Here is a 12,157-nt window from a genome sequence, read left to right as displayed (position 1 = left end):
AAATCGTTGAGGTTTATCTTAGGTAAATAAAATAGTTGAACTATCTCTTTTGGGCTGATTTCAGATTGTGTTTTTAACTAAAGTATTGCTCTCTTTATATCGGGGTGGGAATGTACAAGGCCAACAGTTTCTTCCGCTCCGAAATGCGAGCTTTTGCGGGGTTCTTAATCTACCTCTGCTGCTGCATGGGCGTATCAGCACAGACAATTCGTTATGTCCATACAGACGGTCTCGGCTCTGCATCTGTGCTGACGGACGCTAATCGAAATATAGTTGAACGTCGAGAATATGAACCGTACGGGGCATCTGTCGGACCAGCTGCGGAAGGAGTAGGTTACACCGGCCACATCGCTGATGCGATCACAGATCTGATATACATGCAGCAACGCTACTATGATGGGGTTACAGGCAGGTTCATGAGTGTTGATCCTTTGCAAGCTAATGGCGGGGATGGAAGTAACTTTAATAGATACGTATATGCGAATAATAATCCTTATTCATACATAGACCCGGATGGTCGTGCGCCAAGTTCTGAAATATTGTATGGCGGTGGCGGTCGAGGCGACGGTAGCGTTTCGGCAAAAAGCGAAATAAACAATCTGCAAAACGATGGTTCTCGTAAATTTGCAAAGGGCACGGAGCAGGGACGGCTAAATGCTGCGTTAAAAATTATAGAAAGGGTGAGAGATAAGGTCGAGTCTGTGGGGTCAAAAAGTTCAAATTCAGCAGCTATTTACTTCATGAAGGTATTTCAGCCTGCCTCCAACCGTTATGGAGTCGAGTTCGCCGCAAATATCGTTAGACAATCGAGTTCTAACGACTTGGCCGGTCTATGGTATCTCCGCGACCTCGGAGTTGGGAGTCGCTTCGATAAGGAAACAGGGATTGGATTCATGACGCCTGCTTCACCTCTGGCGGAAGCAGGCTACAATGTCCATACACATCCGCTTGAAGATTTTAATCGAAATCAGTACTCTCCCTTTTCTGATGGAGATATTCAAACTTATAGATGGCAAAGGTCTACTGGCTATTTATCTACTCCTTCGATGAGACTTTTTAAGTTTGTTGGTGGTGCTGGTGATAAGGTGGAGGAGATAGAGTGAAAATTTCTTTAAGTTTGCTTGCTACCGTTTGTTTGTTTTCAATTTTAATATCCTCTTGCACAGACAAGAGGGTGGCGAATACTATTCCGCCAGATTGTACCGTGGATGCAAGAAACGAGGAAAGATGCTTTACTACCTTTGATAGGTTGTCAAAAAACCCGAATGATTATGATGGCAATGTTGTATTAATCAGCGGCTACTTGGTAATTGATCGTGGTGCACTCTCTATTTATTCTAATGAGATTGATTATGCGCACATGATTTTTCAGGATAATGTTATTATAATCAGTGCGCCTGAGTCAGTGCAAGAAAAGGCATTCAAAGAATTTGGGTATAGGTATGTTCGTATCCAGGGTCGTTTTCGGAAAAGCGTCGACCCCCTTTATCGCAGATATGAAGTTGGCGAAATCAGGTTATTAGGGGATGTGACGGAGCTGCCTGCTAGGGTCGAGGTTGGAAAGAGAGAGGGTTGGGAGCAGGCCTTAATTAAGGCGGGTGATATAAATAGGTGACTTTCTATTTACCGACATTCCGTAACGTTTCTCAGCCATTGTTAGAGTATCTCTGGATGCACTAGCCATCATGTCAGTCTCCCGTAAAATTGATCCGGCCATAGTGAGAGATCTCCGGGCACGCTAGTCCCCAAGGAGACCAACGATGCGCAAGAGCAAATTCACTGAGAGCCAGATTGTCGCCACGCTGAAGCAGGTTGAGGGCGGTCGCCAGGTCAAGGATGTGTGCCGTCGTAAGCTCCCCCGTCAAGCAGGCACTTCAAAAGTAGAGCTTTCGATGTGCTTGTTGCGGTACTCGACCGGGGTTATTCCGCCGAGCGAATCATGGGATCTTGCTTCGTTGTAGTCGATCATCCACCAGTGGGCGGCTTCGCGCACATCGTCGAGGCAGGCGAAGAAATTCAGGTCGAGCACTTCCTCGCGGAACGTGCGATTGAAGCGCTCAATGAAGGCATTCTGATTTGGCTTTCCCGGCTGGATGTACTGCAGTGCGACGCCATTCGTCTTGAGCCAGCTGGTGAACGCTTCGCCCAGGAACTCGGGGCCGTTGTCCGAGCGCACCACCTGCGGCAAGCCATGATCGCGTTTGATCTGCTCGAACACACGCACAAGCCGTCGCGAGTTGATCGAGGTGTCAACCTCGATGTGCAGCGCCTCGCGATTGAAGTCATCCACCACGTTGAAGGTGCGAAAGCGTCGTCCGCATGCCAGCGCATCGCTCATGAAGTCGACCGACCAGACCGTGTCTGGCAGCCTCGGCACGTAGAGCGGCACCCGCTCACGCTTGGGAAGGCGACGCTTTGCAGCGCGGCGTAGGTTGAGCTTCATGGCCTTGTAAACGCGATAGATGCGTTTGGGATTCCAGCCTGGTTGCTGCTTGCGAAGGTAGTCGCTGCACTTCCAGAAGCCACGACTGGGGTGCGCTTCAACGTAACGCGTGATCTCGGCAATCAGCTCGGCATCGCGCACCGTCCAGTCCAGAGGCGGTGCGTACCAGGCGGCACGCGACAGCCCGACACATGCACAGGACCGGCGCAACGGCCGCGCGTGGACCTCGATAAGGAACCGCACCGCCTCGCGCTTACGCGCCGGCCCTAGAGTTTTTTTGCGATCAGGTCCTTCATTGCCGCGTTGTCGAGCGCCAACTCGGCGTACATCCGTTTGAGCTTGGCGTTCTCGGACTCGAGCTCCTTGACCCGCAGCAGCTCGGACGCCTCCAAGCCGCCGTACTTGCTCTTCCACTGGTAATAGGTCGCCGTGCTGATGCCGACTTGGCGACAGATGTCTTTGACTGGAACGCCTGCGTCGGCCTGCTTGAGCGTGGCGATGATCTGTGTCTCGGTGAACTTCGATGTGCGCATGGAACCTCCTGACTTGGGAACGATGCCAGAAAGATCTACTTATGCGGTGTCTGCCGATCGGGGGAGCTTACGAGCGCAAAGGCATTGCATTGAATTTCATCGGGCCGAGGTGTTCGATGCAGAACTGCTTCATCGAACGTTCCAACGACAGCTACTGACGCGGCGTACTAGAAATGCACATTTTTCCCGCACCATGAGCGAAGTCCGCGATCAGCCCTGGCATTAGCTGGCCGACTACAACCAACAGATCCCGCACGACAGCTTGGGCGGGCTAACGCCCGCCGATTTCCGTGATCCATATCTCCGCAGACCTCTAAATTTAAGCTGGCACTATTTATGGGAGTCCGCACCTGGTGTTTAAGTCTTCACTCATTCAGCTACAGTGAATGCCTTAATTTGCATTGAAGTTCCGTTGCAACCGTCCACGTAAATTTCTACCGTATTCTTGCTTTGCAGAGATGTTAGTGCCATGGAAATAATCTCTTTGTACATCAATGCGTTGGGTGTAATCATGAAACGATTTCCACCGCCGCAGCCTGTTCCCGCAGGTAGCGGGCCTTCAGTGACTATATATATGGCTTCTCCTCCCCATCCAGTGGCTATGTTCTTTATCTTCTGTCCCCCGAGTGAGTAGGCCGCGAAGCATTGGGAGCTTGCCAACATCAAAGTTAGAAGAACTAGTCTGCGGATCATAAAAATACCGAAGTAAGGTGAGTGAATTAATTCAAGCTGCGTTGTTCAATGCGCTGCCGGTCCTGTACTTACAGATCCGGTGACTGGAATAATTTTTTCTTATCGCCCCTGTTCCCCCAATTCGAACCTATACGCCCCACGTCTAGGTTGCCACAGTGTGAGAACAGGTTCCAGTTGTGTTTGGTACTGCGCGTGGAAATTACTACGCATTCTTTATGCCCGACCACTAATCCGCAAATAGCCTCTTTATGCCCGGCAGGCCTACCTTGGCACTCCCGCACTGTGGTGCGTTGAGTCGAACACGATGTGTATCCTGATTTTGCAAGGTCCGCAGGCCGATCCGGCGCAGGTGGCGCCGCTGCAGCTGCCCGAGTGTGCCGGACGCGCGTTGCGCAGGCTAGCGTGTGCCGATGTCGATGGCTTGATCGCCGGCTTGCAGGCCGCCGGTGGCGATGCCGAGGTGGAGCTGGTGCTGCTGGATTCGGGTGATCTGGCGCCGTCGGAGCGTGCGCAGGTGCATGCGACGGCATTGCGTGCTGCACTGGATGCGCTGCCTGCACCCTACATTGAGTTGCACACCGACGCGGCGCAGGAGCTGGAGCCATGGCTGCATCCGCAGCATGCGCCGCTGGCGGTGGTGATTACGCCGCACGATGCCCCACGCGCCTATGCGATGTCGCTGGGTATTGCGGCGCGTTGTCTGCCGTCGCTGTGCGCGCCCTTGCGCGCCGCTGCCTGAGGAAGCCGCCATGTCGATCATGATCGTGCGTGGGCCGGAGGCAGCGATGCCGCTGGTGCGTGGGCCGCAGCCGTTGCCGCGGGCCGTCATTCGGCAGCTCGTGCAATGCGCCGGCGACGCGGGCAAGACGGTGGCCTTGCGTGCCTGCGGGTCGGAGCAGGAGCTGCTGGATGCCTTGCGCGTGGCCGGGCAGGCGCGGATGGAGATCGCGTTGATCGATCCGGGCAGCTGCGTGGACAGTGCGCGCCTGCACCGTGTACTCAGCGCGTTGCCGTACCCGTTCGTGGAGGCTCACGACGATAGCGTGGACCGTCCGGAGCGTTGCCTGCCGGAGGGGTTCGGGCAACGCATTGCGACGGTGCGCGGTTACTGCGCGCAGAGCTATCTGCTCGGGCTGGAAATCGCGTTGGAACATCTGGGCTGCACGGAGATCCAGGGCGATGTCCACGTCGGTACCTGAGCTGCGCCAGCTGCATTACTTCGCCGACTACGAGGGTTATTGCGACGGTCGGCCGGTACTGTGGGGGCAACTGGCCCACAGCGTGGACGTGCCTGCCGATGGCGTGCTGGATGCCGCCGGGCTGGTCACCGCGCTGCGCCGCCGTGCGGCGGAGGCGCATGGGCTGGAAGCAGGGCAGATCCGCTTGTGCCAGGTCACGCGGCTGTAGCGGCGTGACACACAACGACGCCACCCGAAGGTGGCGCCGTCGTTCTGCCGTGCTTGTGCGTCGCTCGACGCAGATCACATGGGTTGACGCTTACTTGGCCGGGCTGGCCTCCGGCACGAACTTGGTCAGCTGGTTGGCCGTTGCGGCAGTGCCAAAGTTGAAGCGGCCATAGCCGGCGCCCCAGTACAGCGCACCGTCCACGATGGCCGGCGAGCTGATCACCGAGCCGGTGGCGTCGTGGTTCCACAGCGTGGCGCCGGTGTCGGCGTCGAGGGCGACCATATTGCCGGCCATCGAACCGGCGTAGAGCAGGTTCGGCGACACCGTCAGCGAGCCCTGGCCGCCGGCCGGCACGTTCGGATTCACGCGGTTGATGCCGGGCACCTTGACCTGCCACTTGATCCTGCCGGTGGCGGCATCCAGCGCTGCCCACGAGCCGCCGTTGTGACTCTGGGTATTCGCAGGCCCCAGCGTATAGGTGGCGTTGGTGCTGTTGTTGATGGCCACATAGACCTGCGACTTGTACGGATCGAACGCAGTGCCCCACTCGACGCCGCCAGTGGTGCCGCCGGGACCGACCTGGGTCGACCAGACCTTGGTACCGGTCTTGGCGTCGAAGGCCCAGTAGATGCCGCTCTTCTGCCCTGCGCCGACCAGCTGCTGGGCCTTGCCATCGCGCCACACGGTGAACAGCTGCACGCCGGCGCCGCCGAAGTCGTAATCAGGGCCGGTCAGGTTGGTTGCCTGGGTGTTCGGGCACAGGCCATTGGTGGGCGCCACGATGCACGACAGGTTCCAGGCGTCGTAGCCTTGTGCACGGTCGGCCCAGACCAGCTTGCCGGTGTCCAGATTCAGCGAGATCACCGAGTCGACGTAGTTGTCCGGCGCCATGCACGCCAGTTCGTCCTGCACGGTGAGTTCGCTGCCGCGATAAGAGCGTGCGTTGGACACGCAGTTGCCCACGCTGGCGGGAATGTTGTAGTTGTTGCCGGTGCCGAAATACAGGCGGCGGTTGATCGGATCGATCGCTACCTGGCCCCACACCGATGCACCGGTATAGCCCTCGGGCACGTTGTAGAACTGCCACACCTTCTTGCCGGTGTTCAGATCCAGCGCCACCACGCTGCCGCGGAAGCTGAAGGTGTGGGTCGGGTCCAGGTTGCCCCAGTCGCCGGAGGACACGGGCACGTACACGCGGTTGCCGTAGATCACCGGCGAGGAGGTGATGCGCGCTTGTGGGTTGGCTTCGGCGGTGGTCTTCCACAGCAGCTTGCCGGTCTTCTTGTCGATCGCCAGCACGGTGCCGGCGGCCTGGTCGCCGACGATGATGCTGTTGGCACTGATGGCCGGCGTGTTGCGCGTCACCGAGTTGGCATTGCCGGTGTAGTCGGACAACTTGGCCTGCCAGTTCGGTTTGCCGGTCTGGGTGTCGACGCTATACAGCGTGCCGCCCCAGTCGGGCACATACAACGTTCCACCTTCCACGCTCGGCGTGGCCGAGATGTCGCCGGTGGTGGTCAGGGTCCAGGCCGGCTTGAGGCCTTTGACGGTGGTGCGGTTGATCTTCCACTCGCCCGGCGCAAAGCGCTGGTTCAAGTAGCCGCCGCCGGCGGTGGTCCAGCTGGTGGGGCTGGCGAACGGCAGCTGATTGCCGAAGCTGCGCCAGATCTGGCCGGAGCGTGCAAAAGCCTGGGTATCCAGCGACGACACCGACTGTTGTGCGGTTGCGGAGCCGGCCTGGGCGAAAGCCACCGCGCTGGCAAGCAGGCAGGGAACGAGCGTCAAACTGCGAAATCGCAAGCGGCGAATTGAATTTGTCATCACGGCATGTCCATAGATGGAAGGAAGCGCTGGATCCCCCCGGATCTGCCGAGTGAAGATGGCCGATTGTGGCGACCGTGCAATACACGCACCTTTCCGCATTCATTCAACGGTCGGGTCCGCTCGCATCTGGTGCCACCAGCTCGAAAAAATTGCGTTCAAGGTGTTCGCTATTCGCACAAATGCTGATGATTCATCACGATCGGCGCCGCTGCGATAGGAAAAATGATTGGCCGCGATGCATGCGTATTTGCAGGCAAATCAATGGTCTGCAAAAAGTAACCAGGAAATGTTGCGCCACCTTGTGAGGTTGGCCACTGTGTCGAACACAGCCCCTCTTCCTGCGTGGCGAGAAGGCACGGTTTGCGCATCACTGGCGCGCGTGCCTTGGAGCGCCCGCGTCGCAAACGCGGGCCGCGTCGCGGAGCGGGGGGGGGGGTGAGGGTACGGTGCGAAGCTTCTGTGTCGTCAAAATGCACGAGGCTTCGCACGTCCCCTCATCCGCCCCTTTAGGGCATCTTCTCCCGCTGGGAGAAGGAAACAGCCATGTTGCTGCGCTATCCGGCGCGTTATGCGCTTTGCGGCGAGGGCACGGCGGTGTGCACTGCAGCGGGAGCGATCAGCGCCAACTGCGCGATCGCATCCTGCACCACCTCCGCCACCGTGGCGTCCACATCCACCGACACCACATCGGCTTCGTCCAACGGCAATTCCAGGGTCTGCAACTGGCTATCGAGCAGGCTGGCCGGCATGAAGTGGCCGGCGCGTGCGCTCAGGCGCGCGGCGATCACGTGCGGGGCGGCGTGCAGGAACACGAAGCGGATCGGAATGCCGCTGCGGCGCAGCAATTGACGATGCGTGCCGCGCAAGCCCGAGAACGCGAGCACCACCGACTCGCCGGCCCGTACGCAGTCGCGCAAGGTGGCCGCCAGCAACTCCACCCACGGCAGACGCATCGCATCGGTGAGTGGCTGGCCGGCGGCCATCTGCGCGCGTGCGGCCACGCTGTGGTAGTCGTCGGCATCCAGAAAACGGTAGCCGTAATGCGCTGCCAGGGCCTGCGCGATGGTGGTCTTGCCGCTGCCAGAAACGCCCATCACCACGATGGCCAGGGGCGAAGCGGACGCGGGTGTAGCGGGGGCGGCGGTGTCCATCACGTCAGGTTATATCTCCGGATCGATTCGGCATTTTGCCGGATTTCACGTTGGCGGCAGTCGATGCGTGGTGTAGCGTCGGCGCTCCTCGCCAGGTGAGCGGGCCGCCCAGCGTAACGGCGCGCTCGGCCGGGTTCAACGCACTCCAAGGTCTGCCGATGCCGTCATCGCCTGCAACGTCTCCTGCATCGGCGCGCCTGCGCTGGCGCGAAAAACTGGGCTACGGCGCCGGCGATCTGGGCCTGAATCTGTACTGGGCCAACATCTCCGCCTTCCTGTTGATCTTCTACACCGACACCATGCATCTGCCGGCAGCGGCGGTGGGCACGATGATCCTGTTGACCAAGATCGCCGATGCGATCGCCGATCCGGCGATGGGTGCACTGGCCGATCGCACACGCAGCCGCTGGGGCAAATTCCGCCCGTATCTGTTGTGGGGCGCCGTGCCGATGGCGGTGACCGGCGTGCTCGCCTACACCACGCCTGCGCTGGATCAGAACGGGCGCATGTGGTGGGCCACGATCAGCTTCCTGGTGATGATGCTGGCCTACACGGTGGTGAGCATTCCGTACTCGGCATTGTCCGGCGTGATCACCGCCGACAGCAGCCAGCGCACCAGCTTGATCAGCCTGCGCTTCATCGCCGCGTTCGCCGGCACCACGTTGGTGAATTACTGCACGCTGGATCTGGTGGCCTGGTTCGGTGCCGGCAACGATGCGCTGGGCTGGCAGCGCACGATGATGCTGTACGGCGCGGTGGCGGTGGCGTTGTTCGTGACCGTGGCGCTGACCACGCGCGAGCGCGTGCAGCCACCGCCGCAACAGCGCACGCCGATCCGCCGGGATATCGCCGACCTGCTGCAGAACAAGCCGTGGTGCGTGCTGTTCGTGCTGTCGCTGATCATCATGATCACCATTGTCATGCGCGGTGGTGCGGGCGTGTATTACCTCAAGTACTACGTGCAGCGGCCGGACCTGACCGGGCTGTTTCTGGGTGGCTATTCGGTGTCGCTGGCAGTGGGCGCGGCGATCACGCCGTTGCTGACACGGCATTGGGACAAGCGCCAGTTGATGACCGCGCTGATGGCGGTGGTGGGCGTGTTGAGTTGCCTGATGTTTTTCATTCCTGCCGACGCGGTGTGGGCGATCTTCGCGCTGAACATGTTGATCGGGCTGGCACTGGGGCCGAAGTCGCCGCTGGCATTTTCGATGTATGCCGACAGCGCCGACTACACCGAATGGCGCACCGGCCGGCGCGCCACCGCGATGACCTTCGCCGCCGCGACCTTCTCGCAAAAGCTCGGTGGTGCGCTGGCTTCGGCCGGCATCGCCTGGGTGCTGGCGGGCATGGGCTATGTGGCCAACAGCGCGCAGTCGGCCGCCTCGTTGACCGGCATCGTGCTGCTGCTGACGGTGATCCCGGGCGCGGTGGCGCTGCTGGCAGCCTGGACCATGCGTTTCTATCCACTCGATGATGGCCTGTTGCGCCGCATCCAACACGAACTGGCCGCGCGCAAGCGCGACGAACAGGAGCACCGCTGACCGTGTCTGCACTCTCCCACGCCGATTCCAGGTCCACGTCCGACGACGATCTGTCCACGTTGCTGGCGCCCAGCGCCGACGGCACGCGTTATGCGCTCTACAGCCCCACCGCAATGCCGAACGCTGGCGGGTTCCTGTGGAACCGCCGCATGATGCTGCAGCTGACCTGCCGTGGTTACGCCACCGGGCAGTTCATGCAGCCGGAGCCGGCCAAGTACGCGCATGCGCCGCTGCTGGAAGCGCGCAACTTCATGATGCCTGAGCAGCCGTACTACGCGCATCATCCCGGGCGCTTCTTCTATCTCAAGGACGAAGACAGCGGTGCGTTGTATTCGGTGCCGCACGAACCGGTACGTGCAACGCCGGAGCAGTTCGCGTTTTCCGCGGGCAAGCACGACGTGCGCTGGCGGGTGCGCCACGACGGCATCGTGGTGGAGCTGTGCGTGGCGTTGCCCACCGACGATGCAGTGGAGCTGTGGGAATGCCGCGTGCATAACCAGTCCGGGCGTACGCGCCGGCTCAGCCTGTACCCCTACTTTCCGATCGGCTACATGTCGTGGATGCATCAGGGCGGCGCTTACGAGCCGGCGCTGGGCGGCATCGTCTGCCGTAGCGTGGCGCCGTACCAGAAGGTGGACGACTATTTCCGTCAGCGCGATTTCAAGGACTGCACCTTCCTGTTGCACGAGCAGCCGCCGGTGGCCTGGGATGCGCAGCAGATGGCCTTCGAAGGCGAGGGCGGCCTGCATGCGCCCTCGGCCATCCAGGCCGAGCAGCTGGGCAATAGCGATGCGCACTACGAGAACCCGGCCGCCGCGTTGCAGTACCGGCTGACGCTGGATGCCGATGCGGCAAACGTCTACCGCTTCGCGTTCGGGCCGGCCAAGGACGATGCGGAGATCGCCGCGCTGCGTGCGCGTTATCTGTCCGAAGCCGGCTTCGCCGCCGCCGCGCGCGACTACGCGCAGTATCTGCAGGGCGGGCGGGGTTGCGCGCAGATCGCCACGCCCGATCCGGCCCTGGACAACCTGGTCAACCATTGGCTGCCGCGGCAGGTGTTCTATCACGGCGACGTCAATCGCCTGACCACCGATCCGCAGACGCGCAACTATCTGCAGGACCACATGGGTATGGCCTACCTGCAGCCGGCCACTGCACGTGCGGCGTTGTTACATGCGCTCTCGCAGCAGGAGCCCAGCGGTGCGATGCCGGACGGCATCCTGCTGGTGGAAGGCGCCGAGCTCAAATACATCAACCAGGTGCCGCATACCGATCACTGCGTGTGGTTGCCGATCTTCCTGAGCGCCTATCTGGCCGAAACCGGCGATGCCAGCGTGCTCGACGCGGTGGTCCGTACGCACGATGGACAGGCGCTCAGCGTGGCCGAGCGACTGGATGCAGCGATGCAGTGGCTGCTGGACGCGCGCGATGCACGTGGCTTGAGTTTCATCGCGCAGGGCGATTGGTGCGACCCGATGAACATGGTCGGCTGGCGCGGCAAGGGCGTGTCCGGCTGGCTCACCGTGGCCACCGCGTATGCATTGCGGCTGTGGTCGGGCATCTGCGCAGCGCATGGGCGAAGCGCGCAGGCGGAGACGTTTGCGCAGGCCGTGCAGGCGATCAACGCCGATGCCAACCGCGAGCTGTGGGACGGCAACTGGTATGCGCGCGGCATCACCGACGATGGCGTGCGCTTCGGCATCGCCGAGGATGTGGAAGGACGCATCTATCTCAATCCGCAGAGCTTTGCGCTGCTGGCCGGCACCGCCGACAGCGCGCAGCGCGCGGCCTTGCTGGAGGCGGTGCGCGAGCAGCTGCATACGCCGTACGGGCCGGTGATGCTGGCCCCGGCCTACACGCACATGCGCGATGACGTGGGCCGGTTGACGCAGAAGTGGCCGGGCGCCGCAGAAAACGGCGCGGTCTACAACCATGCGGCGGCGTTCTACCTGTACAGCCTGTACCAGATCGGCGAAGCCGACCGCGCCTGGGAGATCCTGCGCGCGCTGCTGCCCGGCCCCACCCGCGAGGACGTGCTGCAGCGCGGCCACCTGCCGGTGTCGCTGCCCAACTACTATCGCGGCGCCTGGCACCAGTACCCGCGCACGGCCGGGCGTTCCAGCCAGCTGTTCAACACCGGCACGGTGGCCTGGGTGTACCGCTGCGTGCTGGAAGGGCTGTTCGGCCTGGTCGGCGAAGGCGATGCATTGGCGATCCGCCCGCAGCTGCCCTCGCACTGGCCGCAGGCCTGGGTGACGCGCCAGTTCCGCGGCGCGCAGTTCGAGGTGACGCTGACGCGTGAACCGGGGCGGCGCGACATCGAGGTGCTGGTGGACGGCGAAGCCTGCCCGGACCAGCGCGTGCACGGCATTGTCGCCGGACGCACTTATGAGGTGCAGGTGCGGCTACCGGGCTGAGTGGCGCGCCCGCGGCGCCTGATCGGGGGCAACTGCGATAACTGCCAAGCTGGTGTAGGAGCGCGCTTGCGCGCGATGAGGCCTTCTCGCCAGTGCCCTGTCGCGCGCAAGCGCGCTCCTACGGACGATGAGGCTTTCCCGCCGGTGC

At 61.1% G+C, this 12,157-nt stretch carries 10 protein-coding genes and 2 pseudogenes; 9 read left to right on the top strand and 3 right to left on the bottom strand.

The window, feature by feature from the left end; all coding sequences use genetic code 11:
* Positions 1–110 precede the first annotated feature (110 nt).
* The 3 genes and pseudogenes from ABQ137_RS19555 to ABQ137_RS19545 all read left to right on the top strand — a co-directional run.
* Positions 111–1,103: an RHS repeat domain-containing protein gene (locus ABQ137_RS19555; RefSeq protein WP_081280686.1), complete on the top strand. Its 993-nt coding sequence runs from the start codon at positions 111–113 to the stop codon at positions 1,101–1,103.
* Positions 1,100–1,615, top strand: a complete 516-nt coding sequence (locus ABQ137_RS19550; RefSeq protein WP_146091172.1) for a hypothetical protein — start codon at positions 1,100–1,102, stop codon at positions 1,613–1,615. Before ABQ137_RS19555 ends, ABQ137_RS19550 begins: the two co-directional genes overlap by 4 nt.
* A gap of 145 nt (positions 1,616–1,760) precedes the next feature.
* Positions 1,761–1,847 (top strand): annotated as a pseudogene (locus ABQ137_RS19545) (transposase); the annotation flags it as partial.
* 14 nt (positions 1,848–1,861) lie between these two features.
* On the opposite strand, the gene ABQ137_RS19540 reads toward ABQ137_RS19545, so the two are convergent.
* A protein-coding gene (locus ABQ137_RS19540) for an IS3 family transposase (protein ID WP_349783400.1) occupies positions 1,862–2,976 on the bottom strand; the annotation gives its coding sequence in 2 pieces (ribosomal slippage) (positions 1,862–2,724 and positions 2,724–2,976; 1,116 coding nt in all).
* Between the two features lie 71 nt (positions 2,977–3,047).
* Here ABQ137_RS19540 and ABQ137_RS19535 point away from each other — a divergent pair.
* The 4 genes and pseudogenes from ABQ137_RS19535 to ABQ137_RS19520 all read left to right on the top strand — a co-directional run.
* A pseudogene (locus ABQ137_RS19535) lies at positions 3,048–3,337 on the top strand (integrase core domain-containing protein); the annotation flags it as partial.
* 636 nt (positions 3,338–3,973) lie between these two features.
* Positions 3,974–4,408, top strand: a complete 435-nt coding sequence (locus ABQ137_RS19530; RefSeq protein WP_166771898.1) for a hypothetical protein — start codon at positions 3,974–3,976, stop codon at positions 4,406–4,408.
* A gap of 10 nt (positions 4,409–4,418) precedes the next feature.
* A complete protein-coding gene (locus ABQ137_RS19525; RefSeq protein ID WP_046345097.1) occupies positions 4,419–4,868 on the top strand; it encodes a 3-dehydroquinate dehydratase in 450 nt (149 codons plus the stop codon).
* Positions 4,849–5,076, top strand: coding sequence for a hypothetical protein (locus ABQ137_RS19520; protein WP_016903869.1), 228 nt, complete (start codon positions 4,849–4,851; stop codon positions 5,074–5,076). The genes ABQ137_RS19525 and ABQ137_RS19520 overlap by 20 nt, the downstream gene beginning before the upstream one ends.
* Before the next feature lie 90 nt (positions 5,077–5,166).
* Here the strand turns inward: ABQ137_RS19520 and ABQ137_RS19515 are convergent, their stop codons facing one another.
* Positions 5,167–6,897, bottom strand: a complete 1,731-nt coding sequence (locus ABQ137_RS19515; protein WP_184519866.1) for an outer membrane protein assembly factor BamB family protein — start codon at positions 6,895–6,897, stop codon at positions 5,167–5,169.
* 569 nt (positions 6,898–7,466) lie between these two features.
* Positions 7,467–8,051: a gluconokinase gene (locus tag ABQ137_RS19510; protein WP_184519868.1), complete on the bottom strand. Its 585-nt coding sequence runs from the start codon at positions 8,049–8,051 to the stop codon at positions 7,467–7,469.
* 158 nt (positions 8,052–8,209) lie between these two features.
* Here ABQ137_RS19510 and ABQ137_RS19505 point away from each other — a divergent pair, with 158 nt between their 5' ends.
* Positions 8,210–9,592, top strand: coding sequence for an MFS transporter (locus ABQ137_RS19505; RefSeq protein ID WP_046345094.1), 1,383 nt, complete (start codon positions 8,210–8,212; stop codon positions 9,590–9,592).
* Between the two features lie 2 nt (positions 9,593–9,594).
* Positions 9,595–12,009: a GH36-type glycosyl hydrolase domain-containing protein gene (locus ABQ137_RS19500; RefSeq protein WP_503021254.1), complete on the top strand. Its 2,415-nt coding sequence runs from the start codon at positions 9,595–9,597 to the stop codon at positions 12,007–12,009.
* Positions 12,010–12,157: the final 148 nt, after the last annotated feature.

This window comes from Xanthomonas sp. WHRI 8393 (assembly GCF_040203315.1).
Classification (GTDB): Bacteria; Pseudomonadota; Gammaproteobacteria; order Xanthomonadales; family Xanthomonadaceae; genus Xanthomonas; species Xanthomonas arboricola.
Note: the sequence above shows the minus strand (reverse complement) of the source record. Positions and strands in the feature narration are given on the sequence as shown.